General features: G+C 41.4%; 19 protein-coding genes. 13 read left to right on the top strand and 6 right to left on the bottom strand.

Features of this window, described 5'->3' with window-relative positions; all coding sequences use genetic code 11:
* Position 1: 1 nt before the first annotated feature.
* The 8 genes from MTN96_RS19755 (at position 2) to MTN96_RS19720 (ending at position 7023) form a co-directional block, all read left to right on the top strand.
* Entirely contained in the window at positions 2-715 is a 714-nt protein-coding gene (locus MTN96_RS19755; protein ID WP_273588905.1) for a YggS family pyridoxal phosphate-dependent enzyme, read from the top strand.
* 17 nt (positions 716-732) lie between these two features.
* Positions 733-1554 (top strand): pyrroline-5-carboxylate reductase, encoded by an 822-nt coding sequence (gene proC / locus MTN96_RS19750; protein ID WP_004586838.1) that lies wholly within the window; start codon positions 733-735, stop codon positions 1552-1554.
* Between the two features lie 26 nt (positions 1555-1580).
* A complete protein-coding gene (locus MTN96_RS19745; RefSeq protein ID WP_004586837.1) occupies positions 1581-2114 on the top strand; it encodes a YggT family protein in 534 nt (177 codons plus the stop codon).
* 57 nt (positions 2115-2171) lie between these two features.
* Positions 2172-2615, top strand: a complete 444-nt coding sequence (locus MTN96_RS19740) for a DUF4426 domain-containing protein (RefSeq protein WP_004586836.1) — start codon at positions 2172-2174, stop codon at positions 2613-2615.
* A gap of 4 nt (positions 2616-2619) precedes the next feature.
* Positions 2620-3219: an XTP/dITP diphosphatase gene (locus MTN96_RS19735; RefSeq protein ID WP_248532581.1), complete on the top strand. Its 600-nt coding sequence runs from the start codon at positions 2620-2622 to the stop codon at positions 3217-3219.
* Entirely contained in the window at positions 3216-4352 is a 1137-nt protein-coding gene (gene hemW, locus MTN96_RS19730; RefSeq protein WP_248532580.1) for a radical SAM family heme chaperone HemW, read from the top strand. The genes MTN96_RS19735 and hemW overlap by 4 nt, the downstream gene beginning before the upstream one ends.
* An 86-nt stretch (positions 4353-4438) precedes the next feature.
* Entirely contained in the window at positions 4439-6271 is a 1833-nt protein-coding gene (locus MTN96_RS19725) for a DUF885 family protein (protein ID WP_248532579.1), read from the top strand.
* Between the two features lie 83 nt (positions 6272-6354).
* Positions 6355-7023, top strand: a complete 669-nt coding sequence (locus MTN96_RS19720) for a hypothetical protein (RefSeq protein WP_004586832.1) — start codon at positions 6355-6357, stop codon at positions 7021-7023.
* Here MTN96_RS19720 and MTN96_RS19715 read toward each other — a convergent pair.
* Positions 7020-7736, bottom strand: a complete 717-nt coding sequence (locus tag MTN96_RS19715) for an SIMPL domain-containing protein (protein ID WP_004586831.1) — start codon at positions 7734-7736, stop codon at positions 7020-7022. The genes MTN96_RS19720 and MTN96_RS19715 overlap by 4 nt on opposite strands.
* Before the next feature lie 114 nt (positions 7737-7850).
* On the opposite strand from MTN96_RS19715, the gene MTN96_RS19710 reads away from it, so the two are divergent.
* Together MTN96_RS19710 and MTN96_RS19705 are read left to right on the top strand one after the other, a co-directional pair.
* The gene (locus MTN96_RS19710; RefSeq protein ID WP_096041183.1) at positions 7851-10523 is read left to right on the top strand and encodes a bifunctional acetate--CoA ligase family protein/GNAT family N-acetyltransferase; all 2673 of its coding nucleotides are present in this window, start codon (positions 7851-7853) and stop codon (positions 10521-10523) included.
* Positions 10520-11467, top strand: coding sequence for an ion transporter (locus tag MTN96_RS19705; protein WP_248532578.1), 948 nt, complete (start codon positions 10520-10522; stop codon positions 11465-11467). Before MTN96_RS19710 ends, MTN96_RS19705 begins: the two co-directional genes overlap by 4 nt.
* 8 nt (positions 11468-11475) lie before the next feature.
* On the opposite strand, the gene MTN96_RS19700 is transcribed toward MTN96_RS19705, so the two are convergent.
* Genes MTN96_RS19700 through MTN96_RS19690 form a run of 3 tightly spaced genes read right to left on the bottom strand, consistent with a single transcriptional unit; the run spans position 11476 to position 16610 of the window.
* A complete protein-coding gene (locus MTN96_RS19700) occupies positions 11476-15981 on the bottom strand; it encodes an EAL domain-containing protein (protein WP_121636987.1) in 4506 nt (1501 codons plus the stop codon).
* Positions 15982-16001: 20 nt separating this feature from the next.
* Positions 16002-16403: a GNAT family N-acetyltransferase gene (locus MTN96_RS19695; protein WP_004586827.1), complete on the bottom strand. Its 402-nt coding sequence runs from the start codon at positions 16401-16403 to the stop codon at positions 16002-16004.
* A gap of 3 nt (positions 16404-16406) precedes the next feature.
* Complete coding sequence (locus MTN96_RS19690) at positions 16407-16610, bottom strand: DUF3283 family protein (protein WP_004586826.1); 204 nt, start codon at positions 16608-16610, stop codon at positions 16407-16409.
* Positions 16611-16766: 156 nt separating this feature from the next.
* On the opposite strand from MTN96_RS19690, the gene MTN96_RS19685 reads away from it, so the two are divergent.
* Positions 16767-17465 carry an ABC transporter substrate-binding protein gene (locus MTN96_RS19685; protein ID WP_248532577.1) on the top strand — a complete coding sequence of 233 codons (699 nt, stop codon included), beginning with the start codon at positions 16767-16769 and terminating at the stop codon, positions 17463-17465.
* Positions 17466-17480: 15 nt separating this feature from the next.
* On the opposite strand, the gene MTN96_RS19680 is transcribed toward MTN96_RS19685, so the two are convergent.
* On the bottom strand, positions 17481-17726 hold the full coding sequence (locus tag MTN96_RS19680; protein ID WP_029774393.1) for a DUF1289 domain-containing protein: 246 nt from the start codon (positions 17724-17726) through the stop codon (positions 17481-17483).
* 108 nt (positions 17727-17834) lie between these two features.
* Positions 17835-18974: a 1-acyl-sn-glycerol-3-phosphate acyltransferase gene (locus MTN96_RS19675; RefSeq protein WP_121638197.1), complete on the bottom strand. Its 1140-nt coding sequence runs from the start codon at positions 18972-18974 to the stop codon at positions 17835-17837.
* 430 nt (positions 18975-19404) lie between these two features.
* Between MTN96_RS19675 and MTN96_RS19670 the strand changes: the two genes are divergently transcribed.
* Both MTN96_RS19670 and MTN96_RS19665 read left to right on the top strand, forming a co-directional pair.
* Positions 19405-20349: a D-2-hydroxyacid dehydrogenase gene (locus MTN96_RS19670; RefSeq protein WP_024031528.1), complete on the top strand. Its 945-nt coding sequence runs from the start codon at positions 19405-19407 to the stop codon at positions 20347-20349.
* Positions 20350-20644: 295 nt separating this feature from the next.
* Positions 20645-21025: a DUF3192 domain-containing protein gene (locus tag MTN96_RS19665; protein WP_004585870.1), complete on the top strand. Its 381-nt coding sequence runs from the start codon at positions 20645-20647 to the stop codon at positions 21023-21025.
* The last annotated feature ends 7 nt before the right edge of the window (positions 21026-21032 follow it).

Here is a 21032-nt window from a genome sequence, read left to right as displayed (position 1 = left end):
TATGACTCCACAACTAACTGATAAATATATGGTTACAATAGCAGAACGACTCACATCCGCCTACGCTAGAATTGCCAACGCGGCTAAAAATGCTAAACGTAGTAGCGACGCTATTACGCTGCTAGCAGTATCAAAGACAAAACCAAGCGACGATATTATTGCTGCCTACGAGCATGGCCAGCGCCAATTTGGTGAGTCTTATGTTCAAGAGGCTGTAGATAAAATAGCTCAACTACACACATTTAGCGACATCATTTGGCATTTCATTGGCCCTATTCAATCAAATAAAAGCGCCCTTGTTGCTGCACATTTTGATTGGGTACAAAGCGTAGATAGAATAAAAATAGCTAAGCGTTTAAACAGTCAACGTCCAGAAAACCTAGCGCCTTTAAATGTGCTTATTCAAGTAAATATAAGCGCCGAGGAGGCTAAATCGGGCTGCAGCGTAGAGCAAATACCCGAACTAGCTGAGTTTATTGATCAATGTGAGCAACTCACTTTGCGTGGTTTAATGGCTATTCCGGCTAAAAGCGACGATCCGAGTGAGCAAAGTCAATCTTTTGAGCAATTACAAACTTGCTTTGATAAACTAAAGGCCCAATATCCTCATATAGATACGTTGTCGATGGGGATGAGCAATGATGTTGAAGCCGCCATTAGCGCAGGTTCAACCATGGTGAGGATCGGCACAGATATTTTTGGAACTCGAACTTAAAAGGTGATAACAGACATATGTCAGATAAAACAATCGCATTTATAGGCACAGGTAACATGAGCTACGCCATTATTGGTGGCATGGTAAAAAACGGTTTTAATGCAAACAACATCATTGCTACAAACCGCAACCAAGAAAAGCTTGCCAAGGTAGCAGACGATTTCAAGGTGAAAACCACCAGCGACAATAACGAAGCCTTACGCGATGCTGATGTCATTGTATTGTCTGTTAAACCACAAATGATGGGCGATTTATGTAAATCGTTCCAAGAATCGGGGATCGACTTTAGTGATAAACTGTTTATTTCGGTAGCGGCTGGCTTAACCGTTAAGCGTTTACGCGAAATGCTTGGCCAAAACGTTAAAATGGTTCGTTGTATGCCAAACACGCCATCGCTACTAGGGCGTGGTGTATCGGGTTTATTTGGCGCAGATGAAACAGCCGAAGAGCACGACTTTGTACAACAAGTATTTGAGTGCACAGGTATTGTTGTTTGGGTAGAGCAAGAGTCGCAAATTAACGATGTCATTGCTGTGACAGGTTCATCGCCCGCTTACTTTTTCTTATTTATGGAAGCCATTGAAGAAAAAGCGAAAGCACTTGGCTTTAACGATGAAGATGCGCGCCGCTTAGTGCAGCAAACTGCGCTAGGTGCAGCCGAAATGGCATTGAGCCAACCAGAGATAAGCATTTCGCAATTACGCGCTAATGTAACTTCTAAAGGCGGCACCACCCATGCTGCGGTTGAGCATTTAAAAGGCGAAGGCCTAGTGCAAACAGTTAGCGATGCAATGGATGCGTGTATTGCGCGTGCAATGCAAATGGAAAAAGAACTTTAAAATTACTTTTTATTGAAGGTTACACTATGAATGCCATGCAATTTTTGATCAGTACCCTGTTTGATTTGTTTTTAATGGTGGTACTACTGCGTTTTTGGCTACAGTGGGCAAAAGCCGACTTTTACAACCCAATGAGCCAATTTGTGGTTAAAGCAACCTCGTTTGCAGTTAACCCATTACGTAAAATTATACCTGGACTAGGTGGGCTTGATTTAGCCTCTCTATTGCTGGCATTTATTGTAGCCGTTGCCAAAATTAGTACTTTAATGCTGGTGATATACGGCGCATGGGCTGCGCAACCTGTGTTTATACAAGCACTTATTACCGTACTTAAAGAAGGCTTAAACCTTGTATTTTGGGTATTGATTATTCGCGCTATTTTAAGCTGGGTAAGTCAAGGTTATAACCCAATAGAAGCGGTTTTCCATCAGCTTACTGAGCCAATGCTCAAGCCACTTCGTAAAATTATTCCACCAATGGGTGGCTTAGATTTATCGGTGCTTGTACTAATTATTGGTATTCAGTTTTTACAAATGCTGCTAATGGACTTTTTAGCCTAAATTTTTTGTTATAAGCAAAAGAGGCCCTTTGGCCTCTTTTTTATATAGGACATCATAATGAACCGTTTAATTAAGTTTTGCTTTATTAGTTTTTTAGCCTTTGCTTTTAATGCCCACAGTGAAGACATGCAAGGCGCACAATACAAAGAGCTGGGCCCTTGGCAAGTGCATTACATTGCTTTTCCATCTACCTTTATTCAGCCGCAAATAGCTAAAACATATGGCCTTGAGCGTAGTGGTTATAAAGGCATTGTTAATATTTCAGTTCTGAAAAACAATAGCGATAAAACCGCGCAAACCGCTCAGCTCAGCGGCACCGCAAAAAACCTACTCGGCAATAAGCAAGCCCTTACTTTTAAAGAAGTAAAAGAAGGTGAATCAATTTATTACCTTGCGCAAGTAGACTACACCAACGAAGAGATTTTACGTTTTGAGATAAACATCCAGCAAGGTAGTCAGTCTCAAAAACTCACGTTTCAGCAAAAATTTTACGTAGATTAAAAACATGACCAAAACATTAGTGCTTGCCACAGGCAACCCTGGCAAAGTTAACGAGCTGGCCAATATGCTTAGCCCGCTTAATATAAATGTGCTTCCGCAAAGCGATTTTAACGTAGACGATGTGGCCGAAACCGGCACCACCTTTGTAGAGAACGCGATAATTAAAGCCCGCCATGCTGCTAAAATTACCGGCATGCCAGCCATTGCAGATGACTCAGGCTTAGAGGTAGATGGCTTAAATGGTGCACCGGGCGTGTACTCAGCTCGGTTTGCCGGTGAAAGCGCCAGCGATCAAGACAACATAGATAAACTACTTAACGAATTAGCCGATAACCCAAATCGTAAAGCCCGCTTTTGGTGTGTGCTGGTATTAATGCGCCACGCCGATGACCCTACCCCACTTATTTGCAGCGCAAGCTGGGAAGGCGAAATTACACAAACCCAAAATGGCGAAGGCGGCTTTGGTTACGACCCAGTATTTTTTGTAGCAGAGCAAAACTGTACCAGCGCCGAGCTCACCAAAGAGCAAAAAAATGCGGTGAGTCATCGCGGCCAAGCACTTAAAAAGTTATTACTAGAGCTTAAAAGCAAAGGCGGCCTGTGAACCTTCCACCACTGAGCTTATATGTGCACGTACCTTGGTGCGTGCAAAAATGCCCCTATTGCGATTTTAATAGCCATGGGCAAAAAGGCGACATTCCTGAAGCTGAGTATGTTCAGCATTTAATTGACGACTTAAAAGCCGATTTGCACTTGGTGCAAGGGCGTAAAATTCACAGTATTTTTATTGGCGGCGGTACACCAAGCTTATTAACTGGCGATGCATATACCCGCTTATTAAACGAAGTCGATAACCTAATTGGCCTAAGCGACAACTGCGAAATAACCCTTGAGGCAAATCCTGGTACCGTAGAAACCGGGCGCTTTAAAGAGTACGTCAAAGCGGGTATTAACCGTATTTCTATTGGCGTGCAAAGCATGCAAAACGACAAGTTAAAAGCACTTGGCCGTATTCATGGTGCCGATGAAGCGCACTACGCTGCAGAGCAAGCTAAGCAAGCCGGGTTAAATAGCTTTAACCTCGATTTAATGCATGGCTTACCGGGGCAAAGCCTTGACGATGCGCTGAGCGATTTAAAAAAAATAATTGCTTTAAACCCGCCACATATTTCCTGGTATCAGCTCACTATTGAGCCTAATACACAATTTGCATCCAAGCCGCCAACTTTGCCACAAGATGAAACCCTATGGGATATTCAAGAGCAAGGTCAAGCACTACTTGCTCAAGCCGGTTACATACAATACGAAATATCGGGCTATGCAAAGCCAGGCTTTCAATGCCAACATAACTTGAATTATTGGCGTTTTGGCGATTATCTCGGTATTGGCTGTGGCGCTCATGGTAAGGTGACTGATGCAAAAACCGGCATTATTACCCGTACTGAAAAAATTAAGCATCCGCGCGGTTACATGGATATGCTTAAGCCGTACTTGTATAAAAGCTGGCAAGTAGAGCAAGACGATTTAGCCTTTGAATTTTTTATGAATCGCTTTCGCTTAGTCGAGCCTTGCCCTATTGATGATTACAGTGCGCTGACTAATCAGCCATTGCAAAACCAACAAGCAGCGTTAACTAAAGCAATAAATGCAGGTTTGTTAATACAAGAAAACGGCCACTGGCAAGTTAGCCTCAAAGGGCATCGTTTTTTAAATGACCTGCTAGAATTGTTCGTGTAGTGGTTTTAACCACGCGCGATAAACATAAAATACAAGCAAATAAATATAATACCCCCTAATGGGTTTCTAACAACAAAGGGAAAACAATGCGTAAACTTACCTTTATTGCAGCAGCCGTGAGCGTTGCTATTTTAGCCGGCTGCCAGCAGGCACCACAACAAACAACCCCGGCGCCTGCAGTGCAAGCGCAACCTGTGCAAAGCGAAATCGACAAAGCGAATGCGTTTTTTGAAGATACCTTTAACCGCGATGTAATGAGCAGCCCGGTTTATCAAACTTACATGGGTATTAAAAAAGATTACGATAAATGGGATGACGGCAGCGAAGAGCAAAAACTAAAAGACCTTGCGCAAGCAAAAGAAGACTTAGTTACTTTAAATGCTATCAACCGCGACCTGCTTGATGATGCCACTAAAGTAAGTTACGACTTAAAAAAACAAGACCTAGAAAGCTCGATTGCTGATTTTAAATGGCGTTACCATAACTACCCGGTTAACCAAATGTTTGGTACTCACTCTATGGTGCCTGCGTTTTTAATTAACCAACATTCAATTAGTAATGTTAAAGAAGCTAAAGATTATATTGCGCGTTTAAACGGTGTACCTACTGTATTTGAACAGCTAATTACTGATTTAGAAACCCGTGCTGATAAAGGCATTATTGCGCCTAAATTTGTGTTCCCACATGTTATAGATTCGAGCAAAAACATCATTCATGGTGCGCCGTTTGAAAAAGGTGAAGACTCAACACTATTAGCCGACTTTAAACGTAAAGTAAGCGCTCTTGAAATTAGCCAAGATGAAAAAGATGCCTTAATTAGCGATGCAACTGATGCATTAAAATCAGCCGTTAAGCCTTCTTACTCTAAGTTAATTAATTACTTAGCACAGCTAGAAAAACGTGCAGATAACCGCGATGGCGCATGGAAACTGCCTGACGGCGAAGCGTTTTACAATAACGCACTTAAGCGCACCACAACAACTGACTTAACCGCTAAAGAAATTCATGCCATTGGCCTTGCTGAAGTAAAACGTATTCATGATGAAATGCGTGAAATTAAAGACAAAGTAGGCTTTAAAGGTGATTTAAAAGCGTTTATGCAGTTTATGAAAACGGATAAACAATTTTATTATGCCAATGACGAGCAAGGTAAACAGCGTTATTTAGATGAAGCCACTGGCCTAATCAACACCATGAAAACTCGCCTAGATGAGTTATTTATTGTTAAGCCAAAGGCTGATCTTAAAGTTAAAGCCGTTGAAGCATTCCGCGAAAAAGCAGCAGGTAAAGCATTTTACCAACAACCTGCGCCAGATGGCTCACGCCCTGGTATTTACTACGCAAACCTTTACGACATGGAAGCAATGCCAACGTACCAAATGGAAGCATTAGCGTACCATGAAGGTATTCCGGGTCACCACATGCAAATTGCTATCTCACAAGAGCTTGAAGGTGTGCCTAAGTTTCGTAAGTTTGGTGGCTACACCGCTTACATTGAAGGTTGGGGCTTATACTCAGAGTACATTCCTAAAGAAATGGGCCTTTACTCAGACCCATACTCAGACTTTGGTCGCCTTTCGATGGAATTATGGCGCGCATGTCGCCTAGTGGTTGATACCGGGATTCACGCAATGAAGTGGACTCGCCAAGAGGGTATTGATTACTACGTAAATAACACGCCTAATGCCACATCTGACGGTGTTAAAATGGTTGAGCGTCACATTGTAATGCCATCGCAAGCGACAGCTTATAAAGTGGGTATGCTTAAAATTTTAGAGCTGCGTGAAGAGGCTAAAAAGCAACTAGGCGATAAGTTTGATATTCGCCAGTTCCACGACGTTATACTTAAAAATGGCCCTGTACCACTTAACGTACTAGAGAACTTTGTAAACGAGTGGGTAGCAAGTAAAAAAGCTTAATACTTGGTTATAAATAGAAAAAGGTCGCTGATGCGGCCTTTTTTGTTTTATAGTAATAAAAACGCTCAGAGGTAAAGTTAAGAATGGATTTAAGCATACAATTACTTAATGCGCGCATTGCTAAGCATCAGCTAGACGAGCTCGATAACGACTTTAAACAGTTAAGCCCTGCTCAGCAAACATTACAGCTAAACCACCTTTACGAAAGTGCTTTGCGGATGAGTATTAAATACGACTTTATGCAAAATGTGGCAACACGTATTTTAACAACCAACACCCCACCAGCACCTTTTATAAACCAATTAACAACGACTGATGCATTAACGTTTTTTACACCTGCATTAAAAGAAAATAACGGTTTTTTAGCACAAGACAGCCAAGGAAATAATGTACTGCACAATGTATTTAAACACGCCAATGCTCAAAAGCTGGCGTTTAACTATGTGCGCTCATTAATGCTATTTGAATCTAACGATAATTTAGTAAAAGCCCTTGCACAAACAAATGCTCGCGGCCTCACCCCTGTTGCCTGTTATATCGCCTATGCTGATAAACCTAGCACACCAATAAAGCATGAATTTTCAGCATTATTAGCGCTTATGGAAATAGAGCAAAAACAAAATCCAACCGCTAAACAGCAACTGGCAAATATATTAAAAGGCGCTGATATAAACGAAACCAGCATTTTACTTAGCGCTGCTTACCTACAGCGCTCAACCGCACAAATTGCCCACTTAGTTAGAGCAATTTAGTCACTTAAGTAATATTCAACACTGGTGACCACCCTCACCTTTTTGATATGTGGCGTGTTTGAATCGCGATTGCTAATGCTAAATTGCCCTTGGCGAGCGGATTTTATTTTACCAAGCGTTGAGTTCGAATCTTTAGCAAATTTGTTGGCAACTTCACGGGCTTTTTCTGTAGCCTCTTGCACCATGGCTGGTTTTATATCGTTAAGGCCGGTAAATAAATACTCAACTTTGGTTTCGTAGCTATTTTGCACAATGGCAATGCCCTGTTTAGCTAATTGACTCACTTTACTCAGCGCATTTTGTACTTTGTCGGGCGCGTTCGAATACACAATAATATTAGCGCGTACCAAGTAACGAAACTTTTGATTATCGTTAGCGTATTCACGGGCTTGCTTATCAATAATCGACTGGCTACCCGTGCTTATTTCGTCATCATCAAAGCCATGTAGCTTTAAAAATGCAATAACAGCATCGTTTTTTTGCTCAACTCGACTAACCAGTTTTTCTAAGTCGTTGTCTGCATCACTGTATTGCAGCGGCCAAATTACCGTATCGGCGCTAACTTCACGCTCTGCTAACCCTTTAACCTGCACACTACGTTCCATGCTTTTTACATCTACTGCGGCACTTTTAATAATAAAGCCTAATAAAATTAAGCCTATACTTAGGCAAATTGCGGCTATAACTGTGTAAAAACCGGGTGTTTTATTCACAAAAAACTCCTTGATTGATATCAATAATAAGTATCTATGCGCTCGAAATAACACAGCAAACAGGGTACATTGAGACTATAAATAACGCAAAATATAATCAGCCAAGGATATGCCATGAGCTTAAAGCGCATCAGCCAATTTTTTAATCCGGCCTCGGTAGCCGTTATTGGCGCCTCGAATACCCCCACACGCGCGGGGTTTGTGGTTATGCGCAATTTATTACAAGGTGGGTTTAAAGGGCCAATCATGCCCGTAACCCCTACCCATAGTGCGGTACACGGTGTGCTTGCCTACCCTGATATTGCCGCGCTGCCCAAAGTGCCCGACTTAGCCGTTATTTGTACAAATAAAAATACCTTACTGAGTATTATCGAGCAGCTAGGTGAGCTTGGTTGTAAAAGTGCAATTGTGATTGCTGATGGGCTCTCATTGAGCCAAAAAACAGCTTTAAAGCGCGCTGCAAATGCCCATCACGTTACTTTGCTTGGGCCTAATTGTTTAGGGCTGCTCATTCCGCATATTGGCCTTAATGCCAGCTTTTCTCACACAGTTGCAGCACCAGGGAAACTGGCATTTATATCGCAATCCGCAGCGGTGTGTTCCACTATTTTAGATTGGGCTAAAAATAAAGAAATTGGCTTTTCGTATTTTGTTTCGGTCGGTGATTGCCTAGATATCGATTTTGACGAGCTGCTCGATTTTTTAGGCCGCGATGCTAAAACCAAAGCGATTTTGCTCTACATAGATAATATTGAAGATATTCGCGGATTTATCTCGGCAGCACGGGCAGCGGCCTTTAGTAAGCCGGTTATTGCCATTAAAACGGGAAAAACCGGAGCAGGCGCACTGGCTGCTGAAATTCATACCGGTGGCAAGCAAAGTTCTGATGCAGTGTACGATGCGCTTTTTCAACGCGCCGGTATGTTGCGTGTTAGTGATTTGCGCGAACTTTTTGCAGCCACGCAAACACTCGCTATCCACCCTAAATTACTAAAAGTTGAGCAGTTAACCATTTTAACCAACGGCGGCGGCCCAGGGGTTATGGCGGTAGATGAGCTTATTTTAAATTCGGGTAAACTTACCCAGCTTAGCGAGCAAACGCGCTCCGCACTCAATCAAGTTATTCCGCAATCGGATACTACATCTAACCCTGTCGATATTTTTGGCGACTCTGCTCCGGCGCGTTACAAGCAAGCATTAGAAATTTTACTTCGCGCCGAAGAAGTTAAAAACTTACTTATTATTCATACCCCTTCGGCACTGGCACCAAGTGAAGACTACGCCGATATGATAGTGCAAACCTTACAAAAAATACCAAAGATGGCGCGCCCTTATGTAATGACCAACTTTATGGGTGAAGATGCGGCTTATGCTGCGAGGCGTGTTTGCTCTAACCACACTATTCCAACCTATCGTACGCCTGAGGGTGCGGTTGGCGCATTTATGCATTTAGTTAGTTATCGTCGTAACCAAAAACATTTAACGCAAACACCCGAATCAAATACCGATGATGCAAAAATAAATAAATCAGCGGCCACTACGCTCATTAACGAATTTTTAGAAGAAGAGCAAAGCTACTTACCCACTCATCAAGCAAGCCAAATTCTTAGTCATTATGGTGTTGAGTGTATTCAAACAGAAGTAGCCTACACGCCCACAGAGGCGCGTGAGCAAGCAATTGAATTAGGCTTTCCGGTAGCGTTAAAGTTGATTAGCCCAAGTATTGCCTCAAAATCAGAAGTAGGGGGTGTGGTTCTTAACTTAAACGATGCAAACGAGGTTGAGCAAACCGCCTTTGCCATGCTGATACGAATTAAAAACACCTATCCAGATGCTGTTATTGAAGGGTTTTCATTGCAAAAAATGGCGCCGCGTGCCGGCGCTAATGAGCTGCGAATTGCCATTAAAACTGAGCCTAATTTTGGCCCTGTTATATTACTTGGTGAAGCGGGTAATGGGTTAGAGTATGCCCAAGCAGCCGTTGCTTTGCCGCCGCTTAATATGAACTTAGCTAAATACCTCATTGCAGCAGCAAACGATAAAGGCGTATTAAAAGATCGCATTTTGCCAGAAAAAGTCGATAAATATCGCTTATGCGCCCTGCTCACACGTATATCTCAACTTGTTGTCGATCAGCCCGATATAAGTGCCATGGAACTTAATCCTATTTTAGCCAGCAATGGGCAATTTTTAGTGCTTGATGCCACTATTAGTGTTAATCGCTATCAGGCACGCAGCGATCGTAAACGTTTGTGTATCCGCCCTTACCCTATTGATCTTGTAGAAGAAGTAACCCTTAAAAATAATACGCGAGCTACATTAAGGCCTATTCGTCCGGAGGATGAAAAAGCCCACCAAGAGTTTGATCAATCACTCAATAAAGAAGATCGTTACAAACGCTTTTTTGGTGAGCTGCCCCAGTTTAACCACGACCAGCTCGCAAAAATGACGCAAATAGATTACGACCGAGAAATGGCCTTTATTGTTTGTCAGCGCTTTGAAGGTAAAAGCCGCACCCTAGGTGTAGCACGCGTTATTATGGACCCTGATAATTTACATGCTGAGTTTGCAACCGTGGTTCGCTCTGACTACCAAGGTTTAGGTCTTGGCAGGCTGCTTATGAGCGCTGCAATAAATCATTGTAAGCGCCAAGGCGTAGAAGTAATTGAAGGCATAACACTGCCTGAGAACACCGGCATGATTGAGCTTGCCCGTAAGTTAGGTTTTACAATTAGCCGTGATTTTGAAGAAGGCAGTATTAATATGCTGTTAAAGCTAAACACATGAGCAGCACAGCAAGACAAACGTTAGCGCAGGTATTTGAAGGGACTGGCGATTACCGCAAAGCGGGGCATATACTCGATACCGCGCTGATTGCTTTAATTATGCTTAACGTTATTGCCATTGTGTTGGAATCAGTACCGAGTATAAGCAAAGTATATTACCCGCAGCTTTTACTATTAGAGGTTATTTCGGTGGCTATTTTTAGCCTTGAATACCTTGCAAGGCTTTGGGCCTGTGTTGATAAAAGCAAATACGCAGCTATAAAAGGTTCAAACGCAAAACGCCGGCTGCATTATTTTTTATCACCTTTGGCTCTCATCGATTTAATAGCCATTTTACCCAGCTTGCTAATGTTTGTGTTTCCTCTGGATTTGCGTTTTTTACGTGTATTAAGGCTGTTAAGAGTATTTAAACTTACTCGTTATTCACGTGCAATGCAGTTGTTATTACAAGCATTTAAAGACGAAGCGAGCTCGTTACTGGCCGCGTTTTTTATTATGTCGGTACTGCTAATACTTGCCTCCTGCGGTATTTATTTATTGGAACACGATATTCAGCCAGATAAATTTGGCTCTATTCCTGCGGCTATGTGGTGGGCTATGGCGACCCTCACTACGGTTGGGTATGGTGATGTTGTACCGCTAACGCCACTTGGTAAACTATTTGGTGGCGTAGTTACTTTGGTGAGCATGGGAATGGTGGCAATTCCTACAGGCTTGCTTGCCTCAAGTTTTTCGGAGCAAATACGTAAACGCCGGCAATTTTTTGAAGATGCCGTACATGAGCAAATTCACCAAGGCAGTTTAGATGACTCACAGCGTTTGCACTTAGAGGAGCTGCGCTACAAGTTAGGTTTAAGTAAGCTTGAGGCCAATAAAGCAATTAAAACGCAGCTTAATCAACGCAACAGCCATTTATTTTGCCGCCACTGTGGTAAACGCCAATAAGCTTATTTTTACTGGTTAAATATGTTGCCCCAATCTTGTTTGATCAGTGCGGGAACAGCTTCTTTAGGTACTGGCTTACTAAATAAATAGCCCTGAAAATGCTTACACCCTAACTGCTTTAAAAACTGCAGCTGTTGTTTGTTTTCAATGCCCTCAGCCACACACTCTTTACCTAAGCTATGAGCTAAGGTAAGCGTTGATTGAATAATGGCTTCATCATCCGAGTCCACGCCAATATCTTGCACAAAGCTTCTATCTATTTTTAGTACATCGATAGGAAAACGCTTTAAATACGTTAATGAGGCATAGCCTGTTCCAAAGTCATCCATGTAGAGCTTACAGCCAAGCTTTTTCAGCATTTCCATACTGTGCAGCGCATGTTTAGAGTCACGCATTAAAATAGACTCGGTAATTTCAAACACTATGGCTTCTGAGGGCACATTAGCGTGGCTCAACGCTTTATGTATGTCGGTTACAAGCTCTTCGTATTCAAAATCAAGTGCTGAGAGGTTTATCGACAAGTACAGCTGAGGTGAAATCTCACGCCATTGTTTAAGGGCTTGCAACGCACGGGCAAAGGTTTGCAGCATAATTTTTGTTATTAAACCTATGCTCTCAGCCGCTAAAGAAAACTCTTGCGTGGGCACTAAAGTGTTTTCTGGCCAGCGTAACAACACTTCAAAACCTTCGGTTTTTTGAGTGTGTGCATTTACTATGGGCTGGTAGTAATTACAAAACTCTTGCTCTTGATACGCTTTAGTTAGCAAAGACTCTAAATGCAGGGCTTTTTGTACATGCTGATTCATCTCCTGCTTGTAAAACTTATAACTACTTTCGAGAGACTCTTTTGCATGGTACAAAGCTATACTGGCAGCTTTTAACAGCGCAGCATGATCTGCGGCGTCATCAGGCGCTATTGCTACCCCGATACTTAAATTAACGTTTACTACCTGGCCATTAAATTCCATATTTTGGCTTACAGAGTCTATTAATTTAGAGCAAATAAGCAATACTTCTTCAATTTGCTGCACATCTTCCACCAGCACCACAAATTCATCGCCACCAAAGCGCGCAACACTTGCAGAAGGACGCAAAGAGCGCTTAATACGCTTAGCCACTTGCTTTATTAGCTCATCAGCCGCTTCACGTCCAAATGAGTCGTTAAAGTATTTAAACCGCTTAATGTTTATGTGCAGCATAGCTACTTTACATTGATGATTTTGCGCTTGCTCAATCGCATGCTCAACCCTGTCGTTAAACAGCATACGGTTAGGCAAACCGGTTAATGAGTCATAGTTGGCTAAAATATGAAGCTCATTTTCAGCCAATTTTTGCGCATGAATGTCGGTTAAAATAATAACGTAGCTGCTTAAACGGTGTTCAGTGTCGGCCACTGCACTTATTTTTACTAACACATGGCGCTGCTCACCACTGGCAAGGGTGACTAAGTCTTCACAGGAAAAATGCTCACCCACATTTAGCTTTTGCATTATCCGTAAGTAGTCAAAGCGATTACTTCGCGATATACCTAAATTAAGGGCGCGGCTAGAGCGTGGCTCACTAGGAAAGTTAAAGGCCGTTTGCAACGATTTGTTAGAGGCGCGTACCGTAAAGTTTTTATCAAGAATAAATACCCAATCACGGGTTTGCTCAAACGCAGCGGTAAATAAACGGGCATGCTCTTCAAACACCATTTCGCGGGTCATATTGGTGTAAGTACCCGCTACTTTTTTAGGAAGTTGTCCGCTCCATTCCACCACTTTGCCAAAGTCTTTATACCAACGCCAATAGCCTTTAGCGTGGCGTAAACGATAAGTGCAATTAAAGTAGCCTTTATCGGTTGATAAAAATTCTAACCATTCTAATCTGAAAAGCGCTTTATCTTGCGGGTGAATTTTAGCTAGGTAATCATCTAAGCTCACGCTTTCTTGATCATACCCCAGTTCATTACATAAGCGCGGCTGGTAAATACTACTCGATGTAGACTGCCAATCCCACATGCCAGACTCACTACCCTCTAAGGCTAGTTTTAATCGCGCTTCACTTTCTTTACTTTCTTTATTAGCGGCCAGTAATATGCGCTGAATTTTGTTGCGGCGCATTACCCAAAAAGCAATAAATGCGATAAACAAAACGCCATAAAGCACCATAAAATATGGCGCTCGCCACAGAGGATACTTAACACGAATTTTTAGCACTGCAGGCGGCGTGTACTCGCCGGTTAATGGATCTTTAGCCCATACTTTGAGCTGGTAATTACCTGGATTTAATTTAGGGAATAACACCCGATTATTATTACGGGTGTAGGTTTTTTGGCCGTTATCGAGCTGGTACTCATAAATTATGCGCTCTTGATAGCTAAAGGCCATCGCCGAAAACGCCACCTCTAAACCGATATCATCATGGTTAAGGACTATTTCATTTAATGGCTGTTTTAAATCGATAGATAAGTCGCGCGACATTAAATCAACTCGCGTTATATTTACATGATCAATTAAAGAGTGGTAATTTTGATTTTCCATCGGATGAAAATATGTAATGCCCTTTAAGCTGCCATAGGCAATGCGCCCATCGCTTAAATGCGCCATGGCACTGCTGTTAAACTCAGCAGAAAGCAGCCCCTCAGATGTAGTAAACTGCTGAAAATGAAGTGTTTCTGGGTTTAGTCGCCATATGCCTTTATGGCTACTCATCCAAATCATGCCATTATCATCAAGCACCATGTCATAAAGTAAGGTACCTAACTTATTTTTTTCTAAGTCAATCGTGTGTACCAATTTGTAACTGGCTGCATCAAGCCCAATCAGGCCAAAATTAGATAGTGAAATCCATAAGATATTGTTGTTATCGACCACGTAAGAAAGCACATTAATAGCCACGTTATCGTGCTGTTTTGGCACTTTATAAATGGTGTTTAATGCTAATGTGGATGGGTTTACCTGATATAAAATACCCGCATTAAAAAACAGGGGCATATCAGGCTTGGTTGCCAGCGCTGGCGAAAAACCATGCGCCAAAAACGGCTCTATTTTGCTAAAGGCCCCTTCTAATCGGGTGATCTGCTGAGTATCAATATTATATACAAACATACCGTGATCTGAGTGCACATAATACAAATCACCGTTAGGCATTAAGGTTACGCCGTGTACCCAGCCTTCTATGTAGGCTCTATTGTTGGGGTTTGTTATTGTTGGCTCGTTAATTTGATGCGTTATGGGGTCAAACTCAAACAGCCCACGGTTTGTATGTAACCAAAGCTTTTGCTTATAAGGAATAATTTCATACACGCTAAATTCGGTAGTCAATAAGTCTACTTTGTGGTTTTTTAAGTAAACTTGGCTGGTGTTAGTGACTAAATCAATTTCGGTTAAGCCATTATGCGTTGCCAGCCATAGGCTGTTGCCATACTCCGTAATGCCCCAAACCGAAGGATGTGAAAGGCCATCGCCACCCAGTTTACTACCATCTATATTGCTAAAGTGATAGGTATTATTAGACAGATAAAATGCACCATCGGTTTTAGTAGCGAGCCAATATCCCCCCGATTTATCTTTTACCATGTCTATCATACTGGTATCAGATAGGCTGTATTTACTTTGTGTAATACGTGTGTTTTTTACCAACTCTTTGCTATTTAAATCAAATTTAAAGAGCCCTTTATTAGTCGCCAGATCTAGCTTTTCGCCTTCGTTGATGATGCGCCATACATTTAAATCGGCAATAACGGCTTGGTTTTTAAATGCTATGTCGGGGCGTTCAAACATGCCTGGCAAGTCGCTAATATCAACTTGATACAAGCCTTTAACGGTGCCTACTAACAACTGATTATTTTCAATAACCGAAAACGATTTAACGTTGTTTTGATAAATATGCTCAGCTTTGCTTTTTAAATGCTGCAACGGCCTAATTTGCTCAGAGGCGATATCAAATACAAACGCCCCATGGCTTGTGCCTATAAAAATATACCCATTGTAATGAAAAAGCTCTCTGACTAAGGTGTTTTCGTATTCTTTAGGCAGCTCAAATAGGCTGGTTATTTTACCTGTTTCAATATCTAATTTAGCAAAGTCGCGACCACGCCCAATCCATAAGGTTTTGTCATCAACCGCTGCCATACTAAATACCGACTGGCTTAAAATTTGTTTTTCGCTGGTAGGTTGAGAAATAAATTGCTGGTAGGTGTCGGTACTTGGGTCATATTTAAATAAGCCGGCAAGTAACGAGGCTATCCAAATATTGCCTGCGGGGTCTTGGTAAATACAATCAATTATGGCTTCTTCAAGCTCGCCATTAGGGCCATTAATAGAAACAACTTGGTAGCCATCATAGCGGTTTAATCCCCCTTCGGTAGAGAGCCATAGGTAACCGTTATCATCAAGCAGCATAGTGTTCACATAGCTTTGCGACAGCCCTTCACTGGGGGATAAACGTTTAACCTGTGCGCCAACTTGGCAACTAAATATAGCGATTAAAGCTATACAGCAACTAATGATCCAATGAACGCCTTTACTCATGGCTTGATCCGTTGTTTTTGTTATAGGTATTCGAGTGCGACTATATTTCGATGCGTATAAATATCAAAAAGTGCTTTTAAACCAGGAGTATATGTTAATACTTGGTTAAAACCAAGACTCGTATATAAAGCTGTAATATTTTTATAAGCAAAGGTGTAAAGCGGCATGCTTTGCTGTTTTATAGCGGCGCATACAAGTTGCTTTGCCAGCCCTTTTGCACGGTGCTGCGGGGCAACAAATACGGTCGATAAAAATAAAAAATCGTGTTTATTTTGTATCCGACACGCCGCAACTATCTGCATTTCACTGTAAACAACCCAAACCTGATCTTGCTTATTAGCACGTCCTCTTACGCTATACAGTGCATAAAACTTATTAACTAATGGAATCTTAAGTGTGTCTAACTTTTGTACTGTGTACATATATTAGCTTAGCATTAACGCCAAATACTGCTCAAACTGTTGCTTTAAAAACGTTTGCTCTGCCACTGGGCGGCTATGAATCGTGTTATAAACTTGCTCACGTGTTTTTTTATTACGTTTAATTTGATAAGCCCAAAATGAGGCTTCGTAATCTAATTGAATCTGATATTTTTGCTCTCGGGGTAATGCACATAAATTAAAACTCACAACCACTCCTAAGTACGGTTAGTTATCCGCATTTATTATACGTATATTTGAACCCATTTACTGTTTAAAAAGCAACAAACATGGGCAAAAACCAAACTATTTTGGTATTATTCGCTGCGTTCATTTGCCCTCTCCTTATTTTAAACGGAAGTAACCTTGCAGATACAGCTCAATGCTTTGTTTTTATTAGTCGTTTTATTTTTTAGTAAAATTACACTCGCCAATCACAATAGCGTTATATTTAACCGCCCGGCCGACTCAGCTCAAGCAAGCTATGCGCTCGCTTTACTCACATTAGCCTATAAAGAACTTAATTATGAAGTACACATAATTGATTTTAATCGCCAAAATGCCTTATTAGCAGCCAATAATGGGGTGTTAGATGGCCAACTTGGCCGCGATATAAGTATAGAGGCGGACAATAAAAACCTGATCAGAATTAACTACCCACTGTTTGACTATAAGCTTTTACTGTTTAAAAACTGCCGACCCAATACACTCGATAAGCTCGATAGTATTGCGGTTTTATCAGGCTATCCAGTTCAGCACCATTACTTAAATGAGCATAAGTTTAACGGCAATATTATTGAAGTAAAAAATATTACGACCCAACTTAACCTACTAGCCCAGCATAAAGTTGATGGGGCAATTATGCTCGACTTTGTGCTTAAAGCCGATAACTTTTCCCTGCCAGAGACCTGTATGCAAACCCAGCTGCTAAGTACATTTTCGCTCTATCACTATGTACATAAAAAGCACGCAGCTTTGGTAAGTAAATTATTGAATGCTTTAAATAAACTACACGATAACGGCACTAGTCGCGCATTGCGCGCAAAATACAATTTAAAACTCTAGCATGTACAGCAAGGTTTAAAATTCAAAGCCTTGTTGTTTATCTAAAGTGGTTTGTGATTGCGCTGCTTGGCGCTTTTGTAAATACCGTTTGTAGCGTTGTTGGCATAAGCTAAGTACTTTCTTTTTTTGCGCATTGCTTAACGCATTCCAATTAAAGCGCTCATCCCGGCTTCGGTAGCAGCCTTTGCAATAACCTCGGTTGTTTACTTGGCAAATACTTTTACAGGGGCTTGGAATATCAAATATTTCAATTTGTTGCATTGCGCCCCCTAAGTAGATTAATTGCTTTGTATGAGTATAGCGTTATTTATGCACAAAAAAAAAGCAGCGTTTACGCTGCTTTATTACGCTATTTGCAAACGCAGCTGCCTAATGGCTTTGCTCACATACTTTGTTTGTGATTTCAGTTTTGCGTTGAAATGGCTTTGCATACATAGCTAAAACAAGTGGCTTTAGCTCCTCTGGCACTAAGGCTAAACGCTGCTCAAAAGTGGCGGTATCGGGCTCATCAATAACTGCTTGCTTGCACCCACCGGCAATGTAATTTCCTGGGTGTAAGTAAAAAGACTCAACAATGTGCTTATCAATTGTTTGCGCCAGCTCATCAGCATCATCGCAGCCGCTTTCAACCGGTTGTCCAAATGCTAAGTGTACATGCCCTTTAGCAGAGCTAAACCCTTCGACAATACTTGCTATGTCTTCGCCTGCTGATTTTACGTATTCACCGTGCTGCTGTTTATGATAAAGCTCTTTTGCTTTAGAAATTGCACAAGGCTCATACTGATAGGAAATAGACACCGGAACAATTTTTAACTCTTTAATGTACTCGCCAAATTCTTTCTTTTGTTTACGACCATTAAGTTGCAGCATTTTTAAAAGTGCCGGATCGGTTTGATCAAAGCCGTCTTTTGCACGCCCTTCTTTTTGCGCAATCCAAATAGAATTTCCTGCTGTTAACGAGTCATAAATATACGACGACAACTGCGTAAGCGCCTTAAGCATCTCTTTAGGTGCTTTGGCTGAGCGCTTAACGATAAAGCTTTTATTTAAGCGCATCAGCTCGGTTATATACGGTATTTGCAATAAGTTATCACCAATTGCTATACGCACCGTCTTCATTTTATGTTGATACAAACCCCAATTAACAAGTGCAGGGTCCAGCACTATGTCGCGGTGGTTTGATATAAATAAATACGCCTGCTGCGGGTCTAATTTGTCTAAACCCGAAAAGGTAACTTTTGAGGTAGTGCGTTTTATAAGTTTATCTAAATACTTTGCAACTTCGTTTTGTACATCTTCAACGTTCGTAAATTTACCCCATTTTTTTCGTAACTGGCTTCTCACCAGTGTACGAGCAATAAAAGGCATAGCGGATATAAAGCGCGGTAAGTTGTACTTTGCTATTACATCTATAAACGCATTATCGTTAATTAAACGCGCTAGCGAGGCCGCAACTTCATCGTCGTTGTAAGGTCTTATGTCTGCGTACTTATCTTCTAATTCACTCATTACTGCATCTACAATGTTAAAAAAACGGCACGCAAAACGTACCGTTTATATATAATTTTGATTATAACTCAGCCACTCTTAAATAAGAAATAGCCATTTGGTTATGCTTATTTGCGAGCCATTTCAGTCTATGACCACACAAAAAGGGGTTGGTGCATTGTTTTTTAGTTTTATCAACGTTAATAAGGCTTGTTGGCCTTTCACAGGAAAGTGAGTTCAACCTCAATTGATAAACAGGCCCCAGCGATATAGCCCGCTAAAATATCATGTTATTTATATTTGAGTGGGCAGACCAGACAATTTAAACTTTTATCAGCAACCTGACTTTTTGTACTAAGCATTTGGTAGTAATAGCATTAACAAAGGTGTGTATTCGTAGTACCTTAAACGCTCTTGCCATTTTACGGTACGCATTTAGATAGGACACACAATGAAAATCACCATTCTCGATAACGCTACTTTAGCTAAAACCTCGTTAACTTGCATTGAAGAACTAGGTGAGCTAACTACTTACGAACTTACGTCACCTGAGCAAGTTGTTGCTCACAGCCAAGGCGCGGACGTCCTTATTACCAACAAGGTTGTGCTAAATCGCGATACGATAAGCCAACTTAAAACGCTTAAGCTTATTTGCGTAAGTGCAACAGGCACTAATAATGTTGATTTAAACGCCGCTGAAGAATTTGGTATTGCCGTTACCAACGTAGCAGGCTACTCAACCCCTTCGGTTGTACAGCACACGTTTTCGTTAGTAACTAATTTATTAGGTAATACACACCGCTACCAGCGCGACTGCCAGCAAGGCGCTTGGCAAAAAAGTGAGATGTTTTGCAGATTAGATTACAGCTTTAATGATTTACAAGGTAAAACATTTGCCATTATAGGTGGTGGAACGCTAGGTAAAGGTGTGGCGACAGTAGCGCAAGCTTTTGGAGCCAATGTAGTGGTTGCAGAGCGTAAAGGCGCCTCTTGTAGAGAAGGTCGTACACCTTTTGAAGAAGTATTAGAAACCGCTGATATAATTAGCGTGCACTGCCCGCTTACTGATGAAACACGCGATTTAATTTCGTTAGATGAGCTAAAAATGATGAAACCCAGCAGTATTATTATCAATACCGCCCGTGGTGGCATTATAAATGAAGCCGACTTAGCCACAGCCCTAGAGCAAAATTTAATTGCCGGTGCGGGTGTTGATGTACTTACTAAAGAGCCGGCAGAGCCTTCTAATCCGCTGGCTAATTACACAGGCGAAAACTTGCTTCTTACACCTCACATTGCATGGGCCAGCACAGAGTCAATCGTGCGCTTAATTAATGAGGTAAGCCTAAATATTGCAGCCTTTACTAACGGTGAGTCTCGTAACCGCTTGGTATAATAACAATTTGCAATAATAATTAGCCGCATTGAGGCTAGGTTTTACCTGCCTCAAAGTCCCTCATTCTATTTAGTAAATAGCTGTAACGTGTTTTCGCTATGCTAAATAAACGCAGGCTAGCTTAATCGTTAAAAAACCTAAAAAGTGGCTGTTTTTGCTAATGATTTTTATAATTAATCACTTAAAAACAGCCATCACAATCTAACCCTATGAATTTTATAACTTTGTTATATTGGCCTATTACTTGCTCCTGATAAGTAAATAATTAAATTAAAACTCATCAAGGACTATAACAATGAAAAAATCACTTTTAGCTGCTGCACTTATTGCTCCGTTTTTAACAGGCTGTGTTATTGCCGTATCAGATGGCGAAGCAGAAACGCACTGGGCAGGTAACGACTCATCAAGCTGGCAACATCAGCATAAAAAAAACCGCGAAGCGATTGCAGATTTAACAATGGATAGCAGCTACCAATCTGTTTTAGCGCAATTAAAAACGCCAAACTTTACCGAGCTATTGAAAAAAGACGATGATGTGTATCAGGTACTGTTTTACGTGACTAACAGCATTCACTCTGATGGCAAAACAACAAAAGATGAATGCACGCCATTGGTATTTAAAAATGATAAATTGGTGGGTATTGGTGAAAGCGCACTGGGCATGATCACAAAATAATCGCTAG

Source organism: Pseudoalteromonas sp. 2CM28B (assembly GCF_023161935.1).
This window is presented reverse-complemented; position numbering and strand designations above follow the sequence as displayed.